Annotated in this window: 12 protein-coding genes; 6 read left to right on the plus strand and 6 right to left on the minus strand. The window is 69.6% G+C overall.

All coding sequences use genetic code 11. From position 1 onward, the window contains the following. Positions 1 to 12: 12 nt before the first annotated feature. Positions 13 to 561 carry an acyl-CoA thioesterase gene (locus R2C4_RS19265; RefSeq protein ID WP_141891848.1) on the minus strand — a complete coding sequence of 183 codons (549 nt, stop codon included), beginning with the start codon at positions 559 to 561 and terminating at the stop codon, positions 13 to 15. A gap of 133 nt (positions 562 to 694) precedes the next feature. Between R2C4_RS19265 and R2C4_RS19270 the strand changes: the two genes are divergently transcribed. From R2C4_RS19270 to yaaA, 3 genes are all read left to right on the plus strand, one after another. After that, positions 695 to 982, plus strand: a complete 288-nt coding sequence (locus R2C4_RS19270) for a YggT family protein (protein ID WP_008553493.1) — start codon at positions 695 to 697, stop codon at positions 980 to 982. A 140-nt stretch (positions 983 to 1,122) separates the two neighbouring features. Continuing rightward, positions 1,123 to 3,189, plus strand: a complete 2,067-nt coding sequence (gene recQ / locus R2C4_RS19275) for a DNA helicase RecQ (protein WP_141891849.1) — start codon at positions 1,123 to 1,125, stop codon at positions 3,187 to 3,189. 42 nt (positions 3,190 to 3,231) lie between these two features. After that, positions 3,232 to 3,996, plus strand: coding sequence for a peroxide stress protein YaaA (gene yaaA / locus R2C4_RS19280; RefSeq protein WP_141891850.1), 765 nt, complete (start codon positions 3,232 to 3,234; stop codon positions 3,994 to 3,996). 447 nt (positions 3,997 to 4,443) lie between these two features. Here the strand turns inward: yaaA and R2C4_RS19285 are convergent, their stop codons facing one another. Beyond that, the gene (locus R2C4_RS19285) at positions 4,444 to 6,714 is read right to left on the minus strand and encodes a response regulator (protein ID WP_141891851.1); all 2,271 of its coding nucleotides are present in this window, start codon (positions 6,712 to 6,714) and stop codon (positions 4,444 to 4,446) included. Between the two features lie 149 nt (positions 6,715 to 6,863). Here R2C4_RS19285 and R2C4_RS19290 point away from each other — a divergent pair, with 149 nt between their 5' ends. The 3 genes from R2C4_RS19290 to R2C4_RS19300 all read left to right on the plus strand — a co-directional run bounded on the left by R2C4_RS19290 (position 6,864) and on the right by R2C4_RS19300 (position 15,357). Further along, on the plus strand, positions 6,864 to 12,311 hold the full coding sequence (locus R2C4_RS19290; RefSeq protein WP_208764510.1) for an alpha-2-macroglobulin family protein: 5,448 nt from the start codon (positions 6,864 to 6,866) through the stop codon (positions 12,309 to 12,311). A gap of 149 nt (positions 12,312 to 12,460) precedes the next feature. Further along, positions 12,461 to 14,482 (plus strand): penicillin-binding protein 1C, encoded by a 2,022-nt coding sequence (gene pbpC / locus R2C4_RS19295; RefSeq protein WP_141891853.1) that lies wholly within the window; start codon positions 12,461 to 12,463, stop codon positions 14,480 to 14,482. A gap of 26 nt (positions 14,483 to 14,508) precedes the next feature. Then, positions 14,509 to 15,357 (plus strand): 2-keto-4-pentenoate hydratase, encoded by an 849-nt coding sequence (locus R2C4_RS19300; RefSeq protein WP_141891854.1) that lies wholly within the window; start codon positions 14,509 to 14,511, stop codon positions 15,355 to 15,357. 149 nt (positions 15,358 to 15,506) lie between these two features. On the opposite strand, the gene R2C4_RS19305 is transcribed toward R2C4_RS19300, so the two are convergent. Genes R2C4_RS19305 through R2C4_RS19320 form a run of 4 tightly spaced genes read right to left on the minus strand, consistent with a single transcriptional unit; the run spans position 15,507 to position 22,249 of the window. Next, on the minus strand, positions 15,507 to 17,549 hold the full coding sequence (locus R2C4_RS19305; RefSeq protein WP_141891855.1) for a hypothetical protein: 2,043 nt from the start codon (positions 17,547 to 17,549) through the stop codon (positions 15,507 to 15,509). A 10-nt stretch (positions 17,550 to 17,559) separates the two neighbouring features. Beyond that, positions 17,560 to 20,355, minus strand: coding sequence for a DUF4159 domain-containing protein (locus R2C4_RS19310; protein WP_141891856.1), 2,796 nt, complete (start codon positions 20,353 to 20,355; stop codon positions 17,560 to 17,562). Continuing rightward, entirely contained in the window at positions 20,352 to 21,245 is an 894-nt protein-coding gene (locus R2C4_RS19315) for a DUF58 domain-containing protein (RefSeq protein ID WP_058285380.1), read from the minus strand. The genes R2C4_RS19310 and R2C4_RS19315 overlap by 4 nt, the downstream gene beginning before the upstream one ends. Beyond that, complete coding sequence (locus tag R2C4_RS19320) at positions 21,242 to 22,249, minus strand: AAA family ATPase (RefSeq protein ID WP_141891857.1); 1,008 nt, start codon at positions 22,247 to 22,249, stop codon at positions 21,242 to 21,244. The genes R2C4_RS19315 and R2C4_RS19320 overlap by 4 nt, the downstream gene beginning before the upstream one ends. Between the last annotated feature and the right edge of the window lie 2 nt (positions 22,250 to 22,251).

The raw sequence follows: 22,251 nt of genomic DNA on the forward strand, positions 1-22,251 counted from the left end.
GCGGGCAGGGGCCTAGGCAAGCCCGTCCTGCATCGGCGGCCAGGGGCGGCCCGCATCCGCTTGGCACCAGTCCTTGATCCAGGCTGGCAGCTCGGGCGAGGTTTCCGCAGTCTGCCCCAGCGCCGCCAGCACCCTGGCGGGCGGCACGATGCCGTTTTTGTCCGTCACCGCGGTGCGCAGCATCACATGGCTGGCGCAGTCGCCGTTTTTCTTCCACATGGATTGCTCGACATAGATGAATTTATCATCCCAGCCCGCGGTGCGGCTGCGCATCTCGAACTTCTCGAAGCCGCGGATGCGGCGGCGGTAGCGCACCGAGGACCCGGCCACCGTCAGCCCCCAGCGGTTCTCGCGCAGGCAGCGGATCAGCCCGACCCGCTGCGCCAGCATGGTGCGGCCCAGGTCGTACAGGGTCATTGTGCGGCCGTTGTTCAGCTCCATCCACATGTCCAGATCCCAGGGCCAGCAGATGTGGCTGGACACATGCAGGCCGGTGATCGGCAGCCGCTCCATCCGGCTGGCCAGAACGGTATCCTTGATCAGGCGGAAAATCGGGTACATCGCACGGCGCTCCTGTTTCGCATGTGCCCGTGATGCCACCCGTTTACAGCGCGTCAACCGCAACCTCGCGGAAGCCTTGCGTATTTCCCGCCGGCTGCTTACCTGTGTGGCTGTTCGAAAAAGGGAAATACAGATGGTCTCGCTGTTCCAAATCCTGATGCTGATCCTGGACATCGTCTGGTTCTTCATCATTGCCCATGTGATCATGAGCTGGCTGATCAACTTCCAGGTGCTGAACCTGCACCAGCAGCTGGTGGCGCAGATCTGGTACGGGCTGAACCGGATTCTGGAACCGCTTTACGCCCCGGTGCGCCGGGTGATCCCGAACATGGGCGGGTTGGATCTGGCGCCGCTGGTGGTGCTGGTCGCGGTCTACGCGCTGCGCATCATCCTGATGAACAACATGGCGGCGTTTTACTGAACCAGCTTGAAAGTGTTTCGCCCGGCGGCACCGCCGGGCATTCCCACTGCTGGCCTAAGCCCCCCTTGCCGCCCCATGCCTCCTGTGGGATTGTGCCTGCCAAGTAAGAGCAGACCACCACAACAAGGCCCTTCGCCCCCATGACAGCCCCGGCATCCCCGGCAGAACTCCCTGGCGCGTCCCCGATCCTGCGCGAGATCTTCGGCTTCGACGCCTTCCGCCCCGGCCAGGAAGAGATCGTCGACGCAGTAACCGCCGGGGAAAACGTGCTGGCGATCATGCCCACCGGCGGCGGCAAGTCGCTGTGCTACCAGCTGCCCGCGCTGCTGCGCGACGGCATCACCGTGGTGATCTCCCCCCTCATTGCCCTGATGCGCGACCAGGTCCGCGCCCTGCAGGAGGCCGGCGTCACAGCAGGCGCGCTCACCTCCGGCAATACCGATGAAGAGACCGAAATGGTCTGGCAGGCGATTGAGGCCGGGCGGCTCAAGCTCCTCTACATGGCGCCCGAACGCCTCGCCTCAGGTGCCGCGATGGGGATGCTGCGCCGCATCGGCGTCAGCCTGATCGCGGTGGACGAGGCGCATTGCGTCAGCCAGTGGGGCCACGACTTCCGCCCCGACTACCTGCGCATCGGCGAGCTGCGCCGCGCCCTGGACGTGCCGCTGGCCGCCTTCACCGCCACCGCCGACCAGGAAACCCAGGAAGAAATCGTCCAGAAACTGTTCGACGGCGAGGCCCCCCGCAGCTTCCTGCGCGGTTTCGACCGGCCCAACATCCACCTGGCCTTTGGCGCAAAGGACAGCCCCCGCCGCCAGATCCTGGAGTTCGCCGCCGCCCGCAAGGGGCAATCCGGCATTGTCTACTGCGGCACCCGCGCCAAGACCGAAGCGCTGTCCGCCGCTCTGCGCGACGCAGGCCACAGCGCCTGTTTCTACCACGGCGGCATGGAGGCCGAGGACCGCCGCATCGTCGAAACCCGCTTCGCCCGCGAGGACGGGCTGATCGTGGTTGCCACCGTCGCCTTTGGCATGGGCATCGACAAGCCCGACATCCGCTGGGTCGCCCACGCCGACCTGCCGAAAAGCATCGAAGCCTACTACCAGGAAATCGGCCGCGCCGGCCGCGACGGCGCGCCAGCCGAAACCCTCACCCTGTTCGGCCCCGACGACATCCGCCTGCGCCGCTCGCAGATCGACGAGGGCCTCGCCCCGCCCGAACGCCGCGCCGCCGACCACGCCCGCCTGAACGCTCTCCTTGGCCTCGCCGAGGCGCTGCATTGCCGCCGCCAGAAACTGCTGGGCTATTTTGGCGAGGCGGCAGAGCCTTGCGGCAACTGCGACCTCTGCGACACGCCAGCGGATGTGTTCGACGGCACCACCGTGGTGAGGAAGGCGCTGTCAGCGGTGCTCAGGACCGAGGAATGGTTCGGCTCCGGCCATCTGATCGACATTCTGCTGGGGGCCGACAACGAGCGCATCCGCGCCAAGCGCCATGATGAGCTGTCGGTCTATGGCTGCGGCAAGGAATTCGGCAAGCGCCAGTGGCAGGCGGTGTTCCGGCAGATGATGGGCCACGACCTCTTGCGCCCCGACCCCGAACGCCACGGCGCCCTGCGCTTTACCGAAGCCGCGCTGCCGATCCTGCGCGGCGAGCAAACCATTGAGCTGCGCCGCGACACCATCACATCCGCAGACCGCCGCCCGGCAGTGAAGGCGCTGGTCTCCGAGGAGGACGCGCCGCTGCTGTCGGCCTTGAAGGCAAAGCGCCGCGCCCTGGCCGAGGCGCAGAAAGTGCCGGCCTATGTGATCTTCCCCGACCGCACCCTGATCGAGATGGCAGAGATGCGCCCGGAAACGCTGGACCAGATGGCCCGCATCAATGGCGTCGGCGCCAAGAAGCTGGAACGCTACGGCGACGACTTCCTGGGGGTGATCACCGGCGCGGCGGAGCAGCTGCATCCCGCGCGGCGCAAGCTGGCGGGGCGGGAGTCCGGCTCTGTCTACGATTCGCTGCTGGAAGTGCAGGCGCAGCTGGCGCGCGGCGCGTGCGGCACGCTGAAACCGCTCACCTGTTCTGCGTCGCTCCTGGCCAAAGTGGCGCAGATGCGCCCGGAGGACGAGACCGGCGTCACCAAACTGCTGGGGGAGCGCCGCGCCGAACGTTTCGCAGCGGCGTTTCTGGACGTCTTGCGCGGCGCGGGCTAGGGTCGCGCCAAGAAACCGGGCTAGGAAAATTTGGGGGCAGATATGCTGGTAGTGACCTCTCCGGCCAAGAAGCTGGACTGGGCGGAACGGGAGCAGGAGATGACCTGGCCCGCGCTGCATGACGATGCGGTGGCGCTGGCAGAGGTGGCCCGCGGCCAATCGGTGGCGGATCTGATGAAGCTGATGCAAATCAGCGAGGATCTGGCGAAGCTGAATTATGCGCGGTTCCAGGAGTTTGCCGCCGACCCCAAGACAGACGCCACCCGCCCGGCGGCGCTGGCCTTTGCCGGTGACACCTATCAGGGGCTGGAGGCCGTCTCGCTGGAGCCTGAGGAAATGGCTTGGGCGCAGGAGCATTTCCGCATCCTGTCCGGCCTGTACGGCGTGCTGCGGCCCTTGGACGCGATGCAGCCGTACCGGCTGGAAATGGGCTCGCGCCTGAAAACCCCGCGCGGCAAGAACCTCTACGACTTCTGGGGCAGCCGGATTTCGGAAGCACTGAATGAACAGGCAGACGCGGTGGGCGCGCAGGTGCTGGTGAACTGCGCCAGCCAGGAATACTTCGGCGCGGTCGATCTGGCGGCGCTGAAGCCGCGGGTGATCACGCCGGTCTTCATGGAAGACAAGAACGGCACCCCCAAGGTGGTGAGCTTCTACGCCAAACGCGCCCGCGGCGCGATGGCGCGGTATATCATCCAGCACCGGCTGACGGATGCACGGAGCCTCAAGGACTTTGACGCCGGCGGCTATGCCTATCAGCCGCAGATGTCGGAGCCGGACAAGCCCGTCTTCCTGCGCAAGGCTTGACCTGAACTTGACATAAAAGAGGGCAGCTCCCGCCCGCTCCGGCACATTCAAAGAATGCACCGTCCCGGTTGGGCCCGGCAGCGCGCGGCACGCGCGCTGCCGGGCCCAAGGCCGCACAGAGGGCGTTCCGGCGCAGCCGGTGCGCCCGCGGGCGCGGGAGGGCCTGGCGGCTGCAATCCTGCCCGGCGCAGGCTGCAGCCCGGGCTGAGCACCTTCAGCTTGAGCAGCTTCCACCTGAGCGGTCTCCGTCTGACTGCCCGAAGCCTGACTGGCTTCTGCATATCTGGCCTGCGTCTGACCGGCCTCGGCATGACTGGCCTTCATCTCACCGGCTTCCGCCTGACCGGCTGGTCCGGCGGCCGGGCCAGGGCACGGCACTGCCGCGGCTCCCGAAGGCCGGTTATCCCAGCTGCGCGCAGCCCGGCGCAGACGCAATCGGGACGCCGGTCAGGCTCCGGCGGCGGAGACGGCGGGCGGGCTGCCGGGGTCCAGCGGCCTTGTGCCGGCCGGGGCGAAATCGCGGATCTTCTCGTGGATCAGCGCCTTGCGCAGCGGCTTGGTCAGGTAATGGTCCAGCCCGGCCGCCAGAATGCCCTCGGAATCGCCCGCCATGGCATGCGCCGTCAGCGCCACCACCGGCACGTGACGGCCGGTTCCGGCCTCGATCTTGCGGATCTCGGCGGTGGCTTCCTTGCCGTCCATCTTGGGCATCGAGATGTCCATGAAGATCAGATCCGGCTCAAAGCTGCTGTAGGCGTCGACCGCCTCCAGGCCGTTGCCGGCGAATTTCAGGTCGATGTCCAGCTCCTTCACCATCTTGCGGAACACCAGCTGGTTGGTCTTGTTGTCCTCTGCCGCCAGCACCCGCATCCGCCGGGCTTCGGGGGAGGCCGGCGCCGCGGGCGGTTCCGGCGGCGCGGCCAGCGGAATGGCGGCGGCGGCAGGCTCCGGCTTCGCGACAGGGGCCGCCTGCACCGCGGCGGGCCTGCCGGGGCCGGCCAGGCGCGCCAGCTGGCGGAACAGCTCGCCGCGCGGCACCGGGTTCTGCAGCACGCCGTTCACCAGCTGGCGGATTTCCGGATCATTGGCCGCCTGCGGGCTGGAGTTCAGCAGCAGCACCGGCACCCCGCTCCACGGCCCGGACCTGAGGTTCCGGGCCAGCTTCACACCGTCCAGCACCGGCAGGTTGTGGCCGCTGATGACCAGGTCGATCCCGTCCTGCATCGCCGCCAGCGCAGCAGCGGCGGTGCCGGCGGTGGTGACCTGGATGCCCAGCATCAGCAGATGCTTCTGCAGGATCTCGCAGTTCAGCGGCATGTCATCCACCAGCAGCACGTGGCGCAGGGTGCTGGGCAGCGCCTGAACCGCCGCCTCGGGGCCGGCTTCCACCGGCAGCGGCAGGCGGAAGCCAAAGCAGGAGCCCTTGCCTTCCTCGCTGTCGACCCAGATCTCGCCGCCCATCATCTCGATCAGCCGCTTGGAGATCGCCAGCCCCAGGCCGGTGCCTTCGAACTGGCGGTTGCGCTCGTCCTCGACCTGGTTGAACTCGCCGAAGATGTGGCTGATCTTCTCCTCCGGGATGCCGATGCCGGTGTCCTCGATATTGACATGCACCGCGCATTGCTTGTCGTCGGGAGAGGTGATGCCGGTCACCCGCAGCGTCACATGCCCCTCCTTGGTGAACTTCACCGCATTGCCGGCCAGGTTGGTCAGCACCTGCCGGATCCGGCCCGGATCGCCGGTAAAGCGGGTCGGCAGGAACAGGTCGTAATCGACCAGCAGCGCAATCCCCTTGTCCCGGGCGGTGGGCTGCAGCAGCATCACCACCTCATGCAGGCTGCGCTCCAGGTCAAAGGGCTCGGGATGCAGCTCCAGCTTGTCGGCTTCGATCTTGGAGTAGTCGAGCACGTCATTGATGATGACCAGCAGCGCCTCGCCCGAATTCTTGATGGTGCTGGCATACAGCCGCTGCTCCTCGTCCAGCTCGGTGTCGCACAGCAGTTCCGCCATGCCCACCACCCCGTTCATCGGCGTGCGGATCTCATGGCTCATATTGGCGAGGAAGGCCGATTTGGCGCGGTTGGCGGCCTCGGCCCGGGCGCGGGCGGCGCGCAGCTCCTCCTCATAGCGCACGGTCGACGTGATATCGAGCGCCAGGGTCACCATGTCGCCGTCATGGCCGCGCTGGTCGATCAGGCGCAGGTACCGCTCATCCCAAAGCTGGACCACCACCGGTTCCGGCGCGGGGGAGAGCCAGCGTTCGTTCATCATCGCCCGCCAGGCATCCGGGGCCATGCCGCCGGTGTTGATCAGCCCCTCGTCGGTCAGCAGCTGCAGGATGCGCATGTAGGAGATGCCGGGCGCCACCTCCTCCAGACCGTCGAAGATGTTGAGATAGGCGGTGTTGGCGCCAATGAGGTTGCTGTCAGTGTCGAAAAAGGCAAACCCGTCCTGAAACGCCTGGATCGAATGCCACAGGCGCCGCTCTGCGGTTTCGATTTTCTCGTTGGCGGTGTGGAGATCGGATTTCACCTTGGCGTTTTCGTCGCGCACGGTGGCGACTTCCGCCTGGGTCTGGCCGATCTGCTTGGTCAATGCCAGCGCGTGGCGGCCAAGTTTGCGGTTGGCAGCAGACAGCTCCGCCTGCTTCAGCTCAAGCAGCCGCTCGGCGGCCAGCCGGGCCCGCCTTTCTTCCGATAATTTGTCGGCAAGGCTCATCCCTGCAAACTCCGGCAATGCATCAAAACATACAACGCGCGGCAAATTCCCGCACAGGCGGCCGCAGGGCTGCCCCTCATGTGTTACGCGGAGGAATCTTGCTATGACGTTAAGCCCGTGCCAGCCTGTCCCCAGTATTGGAGGGTGCCATGCCGCGTCTGTTTGCTTCTGCCTTATTTTACTTTATTGCTTTTATTGCGTTTTTACCTTCGGCTTGGGCCGGACCGGAGGTGCCCGATTACCGTTACCGCTCTTATGCGGACACGGATTTCTTCGGCTCCGACCTGCAGCCTCTGTACGGCACAGACGTGCAGTCCTGCGCCCGCGCCTGCTCCGCGCAGGCGGATTGCGCAGGCTTTGTTTTCAACCAGCGCGCCAATGCCTGTTTCCCCAAATCGGCGCTGGCGCAATCCAGCCCCTACGCAGGCGCCCTCTCTGCCGTGAAGCAGCCCGCCGCCCCGGGTCTGGCTGCAGCGGCTGCGGCGCGCGCGGCGCGGCTGGATTTCCTGCCCGCGCAGGAGTTGCAGGACGCCGCCGCCTTGGCGCGCACCCTGGGGCTGGACTATCCGCTGGCCGCAAATGCCCCGGCAGAGGCCCGCGCCGCCGCCCGCAGCCTGTTGCGGGACGGTGATTCCCCGGCTGCCCTGCGCTGGATGGCGCAAGCGGTGGTGCTGGAAGACGCGGCCGCGGACTGGACGCAGTTTTCCGCGTATCTGCTGCGCGCGGCCAAGGACAGCAGCAGCCGCAGCCAGCAGAACCGCTACCGCGCGCAGGCCTATCATGCCGCGCTGAACGGCTATCTGCGGGCCGCGGACCCGGCGGCGCAGGCCCAGGCGCTGGCGGCAGCAGCCGAGGCGCAGCAGCTGCAGGGCAGGGGCCGTGCCATGCTGCCGCTGTTGCGGCTGGCGCAGGACATCGCCCCGGATGAGGCCCGCGCCGCCCGGCTGGAGGATGCGATTGCCAAACACGGCTTCCGCGTGCTGGCCAGCACCGTTGAAAGCGACAGCGCCGCGCCGCGCATCTGCGCCGAATTCTCGGAGGATCTGGAACAGGCCGGAACCGATTACGAAAACTACGTCCGCATGGCCGAGGCCAGCCTGGCCGTCACCGTGCAGGGCCGCCAGCTGTGCCTCGACGGTGCAGAGCACGGCAAGCGCTACCGCCTGACCCTGCGCCGCGGCCTGCCCGCGGCCAGCGGCGAGCAGCTGTATAAGGACGTGGAGCTGACCCATTACGTGCGCGACCGCGCCCCGCAGGTCCGCTTCCCGGGCCGTGCCTATGTGCTGCCGGCCGGCGGCTTGGCGGCGCTGCCAGTGGAAACCGTGAACCTCACGGAACTCGACCTGCGCCTGCGCCGGGTCAGCAGCCGCAACGTGCTGCGTACCCTGCAGGAGGGCTACTTTGCCAAGCCGCTCTCACAGTGGGAGGACAAGCATTTCGCCGCGGACATTGCCGAGGAAATCTGGACCGGCAGCGCCGAAGTGGACACCGCGCTCAATCAGGCGATGACCAGCCGCCTGCCGCTGGATCAGGCTCTAACGGGCGCGAAACCGGGCCTTTATGCCCTTACCGCCCGGGTGCCGGGTGCCGATCCTTATGAAGACGCCGGTGCCACCCAGTGGTTTGTGCTGACTTCCCTGGGCCTCTCCACCATGTCCGGCAGCGACGGCCTGCATGTTCAGGTGCAGGGCCTGGCGGACGCCAAGCCGCACGCCGGCGCCGAGGTCAGCCTGATCTCCTCCGCCAACGAGGTTCTGGCGACAGCAGCCAGCGACGCCAGCGGCTATGTGCATTTCGCCCCCGGCCTCACCCGCGGCACCGGCGGCGCGGCACCCGCGTTGATCACCGCGCGCGCGGGGGAGGGCGACTTCACCTTCCTGCCCCTGAACGATGCCGCCTTTGACCTTTCTGACCGCGGTGTGGCCGGCCGCCCCGCGCCGGGGCCGGTGGATGTCTTCCTCGCCACCACCCGCGGCGCCTTCCGCGCAGGCGAAACCGTGCATGTGACCGCGCTGGCCCGCGACAGCCAGGCGAAAGCCATCGACGGCCTGCCGCTCACCGCGATCTTGCTGCGCCCGGACGGGGTGGAATACACCCGCCAGACCTCCGCCGCAGGCCATCAGGGCGGCCATGTCTTTGCGCTGCCCACCGGCCCGGCCGCCCCGCGCGGCACCTGGCGGATCGAGATCAAAAGCGACCTCAAGGCCCCCGCGCTCGCCAGCCGCCAAATCCTGGTTGAGGATTTCCTGCCGGAGCGCATCGACTTTGAACAGCAGGTAACGAATGCAGAAAGCCTCCAGCCCGGCGGTACAGCTCAGATCGCGCTGCAAGCCGACTACCTGTTCGGCGCGCCGGGCGCGGGCCTGAAGGTGGAAGGCAGCGTCCGCCTCACCGCCGCCAATACCCTGGAACAATGGCCGGGTTTCCGTTTTGGCCGCTATGATGAGGCGTCTTCGGCCCAGACCGAACACTTCGGCGGCCAGGAAACCGGCCCTGACGGCGCCGCGGCCTTCACCGTCAGCCTGCCAGCCGTCCCCCCGGCAGAAGGCAAGCCGCTGCTCGCCACCTTCACCACCCGCGTCGCGGATGGGTCCGCCCGGCCGGTGGAGCGCTCCCTGGACCTGCCCGTCCGCCCCGCTGGCCCTGTCCTCGGCATCAAGCCGCAGTTTGACGAGGCCGCGGCAGAAGGTTCTGAAGCAGGCTTTGAACTCATTGCCCTGTCGCCGGACCTGACCCCGATGCCGATGCGCGTCAAATGGACCCTGAACCGGGTCGAGACGCGCTATCAGTGGTACCAGCTCTACGGCAACTGGAACTGGGAGCCGGTGACACGCCGCACCCGCATCGCCACCGGCGAGGCGCAACTGGGCAGCGATCCCCTGCCATTGTCGCAGCCGGTCGACTGGGGCCGCTATGAACTGGTGGTGGAGCGCCTCGACGGCGAATATGCCTCCGCCGCCTTGGACTTCTATGCCGGCTGGTACGCGCCCGAGGGCAGCACCGAGACACCCGCCCGGCTGGACCTGTCGCTGGACAGCGAAAGCTACACCCCCGGCGACACCGCCCGCCTGCGCATCGTGCCGCAGGCCGCGGGCACCGCGCTGGTCTCGGTGGTCTCCAGCCATCTGATCCACCGCATGGCCGTCGAAGTCCCCGCCGGCGAAACCGTGATCCCGCTGGAGGTGACACAGGACTGGGGCAGCGGCGCCTATGTGACCGCAACCGTCATCCAGCCAGTGGCAGGCGACCGCGGTCGTACCCCGCTGCGCGCCCTGGGCCTCGCCCACGCCAGCGTGACCCAGCCCGGCCAGCAGCTGGAGGTCGCGATTGACGTCCCCGAAGTGGCCCGCCCGCGCGGCACGCAAGTGGCTAAAATCCGTGTGGATGGCGCGGCGGAGGGCGAAGAGGTCTGGCTCACCGCCGCCGCCGTCGACCTCGGTATCCTCAATCTGACAGGGTTCCAAAGCCCCGATCCCAGCGCGCATTACTTCGGCCAGCGCCGCCTGGGGATGGAGCTGCGCGACGTCTATGGCCGCCTCATCGATCCCGGCAACGGCGCCATGGGCCGCATCCGCTCCGGCGGCGATGCGGACGGCGGCATGAAGATGCAATCGCCGCCCCCAACCCAGGATCTGGTGGCGCTGTTCTCCGGCCCGCTGCAAGTGGACGCCAATGGCGAGGCTGACTTTCCCCTGACGCTGCCCGCCTTCAACGGCACCGTGCGGCTGATGGCGGTGGCGTGGTCGGGCAAGGCCGTGGGCCAGGCAGAGGCCGACATGCTGGTGCGCGACCCGGTGGTAGTCACCGCCGCCCTGCCGCGCTTCCTGGCGCCGGGCGATCAAAGCCGCGCCCGCATCGAAATCGTCCACGCCGACGGCCCGGCAGGTGAGATGAAGCTGACAGCCAGCACCGCAGGCGGCCTGACGCTCGGCAGCCTGCCCGCCGCTGTCACCTTGCAGGAGCAGGGCAAGACCGTGCTGGACCTGCCGGTCACGGCAGAAACCGTCGGCGACCACGCGCTGACCCTCACCCTCACCACTCCCGACGGGCAGCAGCTGCGGCAGGACCTGCGGATGCCGGTCCGCGCCAATGATCCGGTGACGTCGGAAACCCGCCGCTTCACTCTCGCAGCAGGCGACACTTTCCTGTTCAGCAAGGACGTCTTCGCGGGCCTGCGCCCCGGCACCGCGCGGGCCACCATCTCCTCCGGCCCGCTTGCCAAGTTCGACGTGCCGGGCCTTCTGGCGGAGCTGGACCAGTACCCCTACGGCTGCACCGAGCAGGTGACCTCCAAGGCGCTGCCGCTCCTCTACCTCAGCAGCGTCGCGCAGGCAGCTGGGCTGGGCAACGGCCCGGCGGTGGACGCGCGCATTAACGCCGCCATCCGCCAGGTGCTGACCCGCCAGGCCCCCAGCGGCGCCTTCGGGATGTGGCGCGCCGACAGCGGCGAATTCTGGCTGGATGCCTACGCCAGCGACTTCCTCAGCCGCGCCCGCGCGCAAGGGTATGAGGTGCCGCAGCAAGCCTTCGCCCAGGCGATGGATAACCTGCGCAACCGCATCAGCTACGCCGCCGATTTCGACACGGGCGGCGAGGAGATCGCCTATGCCCTCCTGGTGCTGGCGCGTGAAGGCGCCGCCCAGATGGGCGATTTGCGCTACTATGCGGATGTGAAGGGGGAGGCCTTTGCCACCCCGCTCGCCGCCGCCCAGCTCGGCGCCGCGCTGGCGGCCTATGGCGACCAGCGCCGCGCCGACCGGATGTTTGCCCGCGCCGCCCGGATGACCGGTTCCGAAGCGCAGGGCGAAGCCCGCCTCTGGCGCGCCGACTTCGGCACCGCCTTGCGCGACACCGCAGGCGTTCTGGCGCTGGCGGCGGAGGCCGGATCGGAGGCGGTGGACCGGACCCGCCTGTCGGCGCGGATCTCGAACGCCAGCGGCCAACGCTCCACGCAGGAGGCCGCCTGGACCCTGATGGCCGCCCATGCGCTGACCCAGCGGCCCGAGGAGGCCGGTCTCTTGGTCAACGGCCAGCCCGTCAAAGGCCCGTTTGTGCAGGCCGCAGACGGTCAGGACATGCCGGAACTCGCCCTGACCGCCGCCAGCGGCCGCACGGCTGAGATCACCCTCACCACCCTTGGCGTGCCAGAGGTCCCGCCTGCCGCGGGCGGCTTCGGCTACACCATCGAGCGCAGCTACTACACGCTGGAGGGCCAGCCGCTGGACGCGCAGTCCGTGCAGACAGGCGCGCGGTTCGTGGCGGTTCTGCGGGTGATGCCGCATGAAGAGACCGGCGCCCGGCTGATGATCAACGACCCGCTGCCCGCGGGATTTGAGATCGACAACCCCAACCTGCTGCGCTCCGGCGATTTGCGCGATCTCGACTGGCTGAACCCGGCAGAGGCCGAACACGCTGAGTTCCGCAGCGACCGCTTCCTGGCGGCGGTGAATGTGCGCGATGCCGCGCCGGTGACGCTGGCCTATGTGGTCCGCGCGGTGACGCCCGGCACGTTCCACCACCCCGCCGCCTCGGTCGAGGACATGTACCGCCCCGCCTACCGCGCCCGCACCGGCACGGGGCGCGTGGAGGTCAGGTGAAACGCTGGCTGAACAGCTCAGAGGGCAGCGCCCGTCCGCGGGGGGGCGAGAATCGCCCGCCGTCGTGCTGCAAGCACGCCTCTGGCGTGACGGGGGCGGACGGGCGATGCCCGGCCTATCGGCCAGGCAGGAGGTGGAGGCGGAGCGCTTTGGCCTTGGCGCTTCTGGTTGCGGTGACGTCCTCTGCCTATCGCAGCTTCGACACTTGGATCGGCAGCACAATCCTCCCCCTCACCCTCACTGAAACCTCCACCGAGGTCCTCGACCGCAACGGCAAGCTCCTGCGCGCCTACCCCGTCGGCACCGGCCTCTGGCGCCTCGCCGTGCAGCCCGCCGGCGTCGACCCGCGCTTCCTCGCCATGCTCCTGCGCTACGAGGACAAGCGCTTCCGCTCGCACGCGGGCGTCGACCCCATCGCCCTCCTGCGCGCCGCAGGGCAGGCGATGTGGAACGGGCGCACGGTCTCCGGCGGCTCCACCCTCACCATGCAGGTCGCGCGGTTGCTGGAGGACGGCACCACCGGCCGCTGGTCCGGCAAGCTGCGCCAGATGCGGGTGGCGCTGGCGCTGGAACGCCGCCTCAGCAAGGACGAAATCCTCACCCTCTACCTGACCCACGCCCCCTATGGCGGCGCGGCAGAGGGGATCCGCGCGGCCGCCTACAGCTGGTTCGGCAAGGAACCGAAACGCCTCACCCCGGCAGAGGCCGCCCTGCTGGTTGCCCTGCCGCAATCCCCCGAACGCCGCCGCCCCGACCGCTTCCCCGAGGCCGCCAGCGCCGCCCGCGACCGGGTGCTGGAGCGCATGGAACGCCAAGGCCTCCTGAGCGCAGAACAGGCCGAGGCCGCCCGCCGCGCCCAGCTGCCGCACCAAATGGCCGCCTTCCCGCGCCTTGCCCCGCACCTTGCCGACCGCATGGCGGCGCAGCACCCCGGCCAGCGCCAGCTGCGCCTGACCCTCGACGGCGCGGTGCAAGCGCGGATGGAGACGCTGCTGGCAGAGGCCGTGCGCACGGGCGGGGACCGCCTCTCCGCCGCCCTCATCGCCGCCGACCATAAGACGGGCGAGGTGCTGGCGCTGGCCGGCTCCCCGGGCTATTCGGATGCGCAACGGCGCGGCTTTGTCGACATGACCCAGGCGATCCGCTCCCCCGGCTCGACCCTGAAACCGCTGATCTACGGCCTCGCCTTCGACCAGGGGCTGGCGCACCCGGAAACCCTGATCCACGACGGGCCTGTGAATTTCGCAGGCTACGCGCCGCAGAATTTCGACGGCGAATTCCGCGGCGACATAACCGTGCGCGAGGCGCTGCAGCTGTCCCTGAACATCCCCGTGGTGAAGCTGACGCAGGAGCTGGGACCGGCGCGGGTGCTGGCCTCGTTGCGGGCAAGCGGCGCCCGGCCGGAACTCCCCGGCGGCACGCCGGGCCTGGCCCTGTCGCTCGGCGGCCTCGGCATCAGCCTGCAGGACATGGTGCAGCTTTATGCCGGGCTGGCCGCAGGCGGGCAGGGGCCGAAGCTGCGCGTGATGCAGGGCGACGCCCCCCAGCCCGCAGGCCGCCTGGTCTCGCCCGAGGCCGCCTGGCAGGTTGCCGACATCCTGCGCGGCCTGCCGGTTCCCGCTGGCGCGCGCGCAGGCAGCATCGCCTATAAGACCGGCACCTCTTACGGCCACCGCGATGCCTGGGCGATCGGCTGGGACGGGCGCCACGCGGTCGGCGTCTGGATGGGCCGGGCCGACGGCACCCCGGTGCCGGGCATCTTCGGCGGCGATCTGGCCGCCCCGGTGCTGTTCGAGGCTTTCGGCCGCCTGAAACCCGCGCTCGATCCGCTGCCGCCGCCGCCGCCCGCCACGCTGATCGTCAGCTCCGCCGAGCTGCCGCAGCCGCTGCAGCGCTTCCGCCCCCGCGACGCCGCCTTCTCAGAGCCTGCAAATGCGCCGGAACTGATCTTCCCGCCCGACGGCGCCCGGCTGGCGCTGGACGGCATGGACCTCACGCTCAAACTCCGCGGCGGCACCGCGCCCTTCCTGGTGCTGGCAAACGGCCAGCCGGTGCTGTCCGGCCAGCGCCGCCGCGAGTTCGCCCTGCCCAGCCCCGGCCCCGGCTTTTCATCCCTGGTGATTGTCGATGGCGCGGGGCGTTCCGACCGGGTTAACCTGCGGATCGACTGATCCCCGTCTTGATCGAGGCCCTTTCCATGCTGAAACCCCTCCTTGCCGCCTGCACCCTCGCCTTCACGGCCCCCGCCGCCCTGGCCGCCTGCGCCACTGACGCGGAAATCGCCGCCTTCGTGGACAGCTACCTGGCCAAGACTCCGGCCCAGGCGCTATCGCCCGACGGCAGCATGGAGGACGCGCTGTGTTCGCAGGCCAAACTCGCCGCCGCGCTGGAGCCGCACATGGGGCCGGTGATTGGCTACAAGGCGGGCCTCACCAGCAAACCCGCGCAGGAGCGTTTCGGCGCAACCGAGCCGGTGCGGGGCCTGCTGTTCCAAAACATGATGCTGGAGGACGGCGCCGCGCTGGACGCGCCCTGGGGCGCGATCCCGATGGTGGAGGCCGACCTGGTGCTGGTGGTTGCGGACGCAGGGATCAACAGCGCTGCAACGCCTGAGGAAGCGCTGGCCCATATCTCCGCCATCCGCCCCTTCATCGAGCTGCCCGACCTGACGCTCGCCAAGGGTCAGCCCTTCACGGCTGAGACGATCACCGCCATGGGCGTCGGCACCCGCCTCGGCGTCCTCGGCGCCCCGGTGCCGGTGGAGGACCCGGCAGAAATGGCCCGGATGCTGGAAGAGATGTCCGTCACCATGCGCGACGCAGCGGGCGGCGTGCTGGTGCAGGCGCCGGGCCGCGCGGTGCTGGGCAACCCGGTCAACGCCGCCCTGTGGCTGCGCTCCAAGGGCGTCGCGTTCAAGCCGGGCGACCTGATTTCCGTCGGCTCCTTCGGTCCGCTGTTCCCGCCGCAGGCGGGCAAGGGGGGCGTCAGCGTCACCTATGAAGGGCTGCCCGGCGATCCGGTGGTGCAGGTGGCATTCAAGGACTAACCGGCAGGCCGCCGGGTATGAGGTGTTTCGCTTCGGGCTGCGCCCGAAGCGACCCGCGCCGCGCCTTCGGCGCGGCGCTTGGCCCAACTGTCGCGGGGTTTCGCAAGAAAACCTGCGGCAGGCGGGAGCGCCCCGGTTGCGAGAGCCGCCTAGCGCCGCCCCTCGCGCAGCCAGCCCGCAACGATGAAGAAAGACGCCATCAACAGCGCCAGCCAGCCGGGCAGCAGCGGGCCTTGGGAAACCGACAGCGTCTCATAGGCCTCCCGCGGGGTCAGGCCGATCCAGCCGCGCCCCGAGGCCGGCCGCCCGGCCCGCACGCTGCGCAGGGCGGGCATCCCGTCCTCCAGCCGCAGAACCCCGCCGCGCAACGGCTCCAGCACCGGCGCCAGCACAGAACCTGTGGCAATGGTTTCCTCAAACTCCTTCGGCGCGGCAGGGCCAAGCCCCACAACCGCGCTCTCCTCACCCTCCTGCAGCCGGTACAGCCCCGGCTCCGGCCCCTCATAGCGGGTTTCCCACTGCCCCGGCGCGCTCGGACGCATCTCCAGAGCCACTGCCGAGCCATCGGGCGCGGTCACCGTCACCGGCCCCGCCTGCTCCGCCAGCGTGCGGCGCAGGATGCGCATCCGCTGGCCCGTCACCTCGGCCCACAGCGCCTCTTCCTCCAGCTCCGGCTCCTTCATCATCCAGTGGGCAAGACGGCGCAGCAGCTCCAGCTGCGGCCCGCCGCCCTCATATCCGCGGCTCCACAGCCAGGCGTGATCCGACGCCAGCAGTGCCACCCGGCCCTCGCCCACCCGGTTCAGCACCAGCAGGGGCCGTTCGCCCGCGCCGCTCATCAGCACATGGCCCTCCGGTGCGCGCAGCTCGATCTGGCGCAGCCAGCGGCCCCAGTCCTCCGCCCCCTCCAGGCCGGAAGTCACCGGATGCTGCTTGCCAAGATCCGTCACCGCGGGGCGGTAGGCCTCCTCCAGCACCCGCGCCGAGGGTTCGGCGGGCAGGATCAGCGACAGGGGCGAGCGGTAGATACTGTCAGCGCTGGCGAAATCCGGCCCCGCCGCCACCAGCACCGCGCCGCCGCCCATCGCGTAATTGGCGACATTGTCCAAATAGACCGCCGGCAGGATGCCGCGCCGCTTGTAGCGGTCAAAGATGATCAGATCGAAATCCTCGATCTTCTCCAGGAACAGCTCGCGGGTGGGGAAGGCGATCAGCGACAGCTCCTCCACCGGCACGCCGTCCTGCTTCTCCGGCGGACGCAGGATGGTGAAATGCACCAGGTCCACCGCGCTGTCGGACTTCAACAGGTTGCGCCAGGTGCGCCCGCCCGCGTGCGGCTCGCCCGACACCAGCAGCACCCGCAGCCGGTCGCGCACCCCGTTGATCTGCACCAGCGCCTGGTTGTTGCGCGCGGTCAGCTCGCCCGGCTCTTCCGGCACGCTGAACTGGATCACGTTGCGCCCGCCGTGCTGCAGCACCATCGGCAGCTCGAAATCCACCCCGACGGGCAGGGTGAAGCGCTGCGGCGCATCGCCCCCGACCGAGATGTCGAGATCGGCAAAGCCGCCCTCAACCGGCGCCGCGCCCTGATCCTCGATCCGAAGCGTCAGCGTCACCGGCTCGCCGATGATGGCAAAGCCGGGGGCGTTGCGGACAATCAGGCGGCGGTCCCAGTCGTCCTCGCGCCCGCTCAGCAGCAGGTGCATCGGCGCGGGCAGGCTGATCGCCTGACCGGTGTCATGCACCTGCCCGTCGCTGAGGGCGATGATCCCTGCCACCCGCGCCCGCGGCTCATCCGCCAGCGCCTGCGCAATGGCGGCCATCAGCCTTGTGCCCTCGTCGCCCTCGCCGTCCGGCACGGTGACCCAGCGCACATCGGTGCCGGGCCGGTTGTCCAGCGCCGCCTTCAGCTGGCTGCGGGCGCGCTCCACCTGCTCCGGGCGGTCGCGCAGCTGCTGGCTGGCGGTCTGATCCTCGGCCACGATCACGATGTCATCCAGAGGCGCGCGGTCCTCGCTCTGATGCACCGGACCTGACAGGGCGGCCAGCAAGACCAGCGCCGCCAAGGCACGCAAGGCCCAGCCGGACAGGCCCTTCCACAGCCCCAGCAGCAGCGCCGCCAGGGTCACAGCCCCCGCGGCCCAGATCACGGGCCAGGGCACCAGCGGGTCGAACAGGATCGTCTGCGTCATGAAACCACCCTCATTGCCCCAGCCGGTCCAGCAAGGCCGGCACATGCACCTGGTCGGATTTGTAATTGCCGGTCAGCACATGCATCACCAGGTTGACGCCGAACCGGAACGCCAGTTCCCGCTGCCGCTCGCCGGCATAGCCGCGCCCGACCGGCAGCAAGGGCCGCCCGTTTTCATCCACCGCCCAGGCCGCCGCCCAGTCGTTGCCGCCGATCACAACCGGCGTCACCCCGTCATTGAGGTTGCGGAAGGGGATGCCCTCGGCCTGTTCCGCATCCGGCGGCGCCGCCTCGACCCAGACCGGGCCGCGGCTGTGGCGGCCGGGGAAGTCCTGCAGCAGGTAGAACGCCCGCGTCAGCACATGGTCCTCCGGCACCACCTCCAGCGGCGGAATGTCCAAGGGCAGCGCAATCTGCTGCAGCCGCCGCGCCGCCGGGCTGGTGGCGCCGGCAGAGGCCAGATCGGCGTCGCGGGTGTCAAACAGGATCATCCCGCCCGCCCGCAGATAAGTGTTCAGCTTGCCGTAAGCCTCGGAGGAGGGCAGCGGCTGGTCCCGCGTGACGGGCCAGTAGAGCAGCGGGAAAAACGCCAGCTCATCCTGCTCCAGATCGACGCCTGCCGGGTTGGCCGGCTCCACCGAGGTGCGGAAGAACAGCGTGTCCGACAGCCCGCGCAGGCCCGCCTCGGCAATCCGGTCGACCTCCGCGTCGCCGGTCAGCACATGCGCCAGCACCAGTTCCGAGGCCAGCTCCGCCGCCCGGAAATCCGCCTGTGCCTGCTGCTGCGGCGGACCCTCCTGTGCGCGCGCCTCCTGCGCTGGAACCAGCGCCGCCAGCCCCAGCGCCGCCGCCAGCGCGGCAGTGCGGGCCCGGCCCAAGAGGCCGGACACCAGAAGCGTGCCCAGCACATCCAGCGCCAGCAGCATCAGCGCCCCCGTCAGCAAGGCCCCGCCCAGCGGCATCTCCTGCGGCGCGTCATAGCCGCTGACCCGGACCGAGGCAGGCCAGCGCGCCGCCAGCAGCTCATCTTCGGGGCGCAGCACGTTGCGCGCCAGCATCCGCCGCCCGCCGTCATAGACCCCGGGCCGCAGCTCCGGCCCCGCGGGCGCGGCCACCAGATCCGGCCCCTTGACCCCCGGCAGCGTCTCCGCCGCCTCCAGCCGGCCAAAGCCGTCCAGCACCTCCACCGGCGTCCAGGTGGTGCCTTCCAGGTCTTCGGCCTTGGGCGCGGCGGCAGAGGAAGACACCGCCAGCCGCTCCAGCATCGACACGAACAGGCCCGACAGCGGCAGGCTGCTCCACTCCGCATTCGCCGTCACGTGAAACAATACCACCTGGCCCTGTCCCAGCGTCTTGCGGGTCACCAAGGGCGTGCCGTCGGCCAGTTCCGCGATGACGCGGTCCGCCAGCTGGGGATCGGGCTGCGCCACCACTTGCGAGCTGATCGCCACCTCCTGCGGCACCTCCAGCCCGTAAAAGGGAGAGCCTTCGGCAAACGGCGCCAGCGTCTTCGGCTCGCCCCAGCTCATCGCGCCGCCGATGCTGCGCCCGCCAATGCGCAGGCGCACCGGCATCAGGGGTTCCTCGCCGCTGCGCGCGGTGTCGCTGGCCGCCAGCCTCGGCCCGGCAAAGCGCAGCAGCAGGCCGCCGTTTTCCACCCACTCAATCACCGCCTCTTCCTGCGCGGGCGCCAGCCGCGCCACATCGGCCAGCACGATCACATCCGGGTTGGCGGGCAGCAGATCCCGCAGCGCGCCCTCCAGCAGTTCCGCCGAGGGCGCCAGCGCCTGGCGCAGGTAGTGCAGCGGCGACAAGAGCGCCAACCCTTCATCGGCGCTTTCGGAGGACACCAGCGCCACCTCGCGCCGCCGCAAGCTGTCATCGGTCAGCGCCACTGCGCCCGCCGATGCCTCGCCGCGGATTTCAAACCGCGACAGCCGCGCCCGCAGTTCCGCCGGCAGCGACAGCTCAGCCGAGGCCGCGCGGGCGCCATCGGCAAACCGCAGGGAGAGCGACGCCAGGCTGCGTTCGGTGCCGCCGGGATCCTTGCCCTGCGCCACCACCGCAACCTCCTGCGCGGGACCGGCATGGCTGCGCAGCGCCGTCAGTTCGATCGCGCCGCCGGTATAGCTGGCGGGCAGCAGCCCCAGAACCGGCGCGGGCTGTTCGAACACCTCGATCCCGCCGCGGCGGCTCAGCGCTTCGATCAGCCCTTCGCGGCCCGGGTATTCCAGCCCGTCGCTGAACCAGAGGCTGTCAAAACCGCCCTCCGTGCCGGTAATCGCCGCCAAAGCCTGTTCCAGCTGCTCCGGCCCCGGCTGCCAGGGCAGCGGCGCCAGCCCGGCCAGCTGCCGCTGCCAGTCGCTGGCGGCGCGGAACTGCAACGCCTCCGGCGCGCTCAGGCGCAAGACCGCCACCGGGCGTCCGGAGCGGCCCGCTTCCTCCAGCTGCACTTCGGCCTGCGCGCTGGCCTGGTCCCAGCCCGCCGCGCCGCCCCAGCTGGCGTCCATCACGATCAGCAGCGGCCCGCTGCCGCCCGCCTCCTCGGTCGCGGGGTTCAGCACCGGCCCCGCCAAGCCGATGATCGCCGCCGCCACCGCCAGCAAGCGCAGCAGCAGCAGCCACCACGGCGTGCGGTCCGACAGGCTTTCGTCGTCCTTCAGCCCCAAAAGCAGCGTCACCGCCGGAAACGGCTGGCGCTTGGGCGCGGGCGGGATCGCCCGCAGCAAGAGCCACAGCACCGGCAGGGCCAGCAGCCCCAGCAGCAGCCAGGGCGCGGTAAAGCCGATGCCTGCAATCATGGTCATGGCGCGGTCCGCTCCAATGCGTGGTAAAGCCACATCAGCGCCGCCTGCGCCGGGTCGCCGGTGTGATGCTGACCGAACCGCCAGCCGGCCGCGCGGCACAGCCGCTCCAGCGCATCGCGGCGTTCCGCCAGCCGGTCCAGATAGCGCTCCTGCAGGGCAGAGGCCTTCAGTGTTTCATGTGTGACACCGCCTGCGATGCTCTGAAACAGGGTGCGGCCAGTGAAGGGAAAGGCTTCCTCCGCCGGGTCCAGCACCTGCAGCAGAACCCCCCGGACGCCGCGCGCGGCGGCCTTGGACAACGCCTGCTCCACCGGCTCGAATGGCCCCAGAAAGTCCGAGATGAACAGCGCCCGCGCGTGCGGGATCAGGGCGCGGTGGCCGGGCGGGGCGTAATCCTCCGCCTCATCCGCCGACAGCGCCTCGGCCAGCCGCAGGATCTGCACATTGCCGCGCCGGGGCGGCAGGCCGCCGCCGGTCAGGCCCACCCGCTCGCCGCCCTGCACCATCAGAACCGCGGCGGCGAGGCCCAGCAGCCGGGCCTGATCCACCTTCTGCGGCAGCTTGGGGGAGGAGGCAAACCGCATCGAGGCGCCGGTATCCACCCACAGATGCACGGTCTGCGCGATATGCCATTCCCGCTCGCGCACATATTGCACGTCGCCCATGGCGGAGCGGCGGTGGTCGATCATCCGGCGGCTGTCACCGGCCTGCGCCGGGCGGTACTGCCAGAAATCATCGCCGGTGCCGGCACGGCGGCGGCCATGCTCGCCCATCAGCACCGATCCGGCGAGATGCCGCGCCTGCACCAGCAAGGGGGGCAGGGCGCTGGCCTCGGCCTCCGCCCGGTGCCGCAATCCGGTTGCAGCGTCAGAGGCGGCGGGCCTGGTCACGCGGCGGCCCCGGTCCGGGCCAGTTCGCTCGCGGTTTCCTCGATCAGCGCCGCCAGGCTCTCCCCGCGCGCCCGCGCGGCAAAGTTCAGCTGCATCCGGTGGCTCAGCACCGGTTTCGCCATGTCCAGAACGTCCTCTGCGTTGGGCGCCAGCCGCCCCTGCAACAGCGCCCGCGCCCGCACCGCCAGCATCAAGGCCTGCGCCGCCCGCGGCCCCGGCCCCCAGGCCACGGTCTGCGCCACGTGGTCAGAGACGCCGGGTTCTTCGGGGCGGAAGGCGCGGACCAGGTCCAGGATCATCTCCACCACCGACTCGCCCACCGGCATCCGCCGCAGCAGGGCCTGTGCCGCGATCAGCTCTGCGGCGGTGAACACCTGATAGGCCTGCTCTTCCTCGGCCCCGGTGGTGGCCAGCAGGATATCCCGCTCGGTCGCGCGGTCGGGATAATTCACGTCGATCTGCAGCAGGAAGCGGTCCAACTGCGCCTCCGGCAGCGGATAGGTGCCCTCCTGCTCGATCGGGTTCTGGGTCGCCAGCACATGGAACGGCGCCCCCAGCGAACGGTCCTCGCCCGCCACCGTCACCATCCGCTCCTGCATCGCCTGCAGCAGCGCCGACTGGGTGCGCGGGCTGGCGCGGTTGATCTCATCCGCCATCAAAAGCTGGCAGAACACCGGCCCCGGCACAAACCGGAACGAGCGGTGCCCGTCGGCGGCGGTGTCCAGCACTTCCGACCCCAGAATGTCGGCGGGCATCAGGTCGGGCGTGAACTGGATCCGGTTGCCATCCAGCCCCATCACCGTGCTCAGCGTCTCCACCAGCCGGGTCTTGCCGAGGCCGGGCAAACCGATCAGCAGCCCGTGGCCGCCGCACAGCAGCACCGAGAGCGTGAGGTCCACCACCCGCTCCTGTCCGATAAAGCGCTTGGTGATCGACGCGCGCGCCTCTTGCAGCTTGGCTTCCAGCGCTTCGATACCGGCCAGCAGATCGTCCGTTTCAGGCATGA

Source organism: Leisingera aquaemixtae, from assembly GCF_006740765.1.
Classification (GTDB): Bacteria; Pseudomonadota; Alphaproteobacteria; order Rhodobacterales; family Rhodobacteraceae; genus Leisingera; species Leisingera aquaemixtae.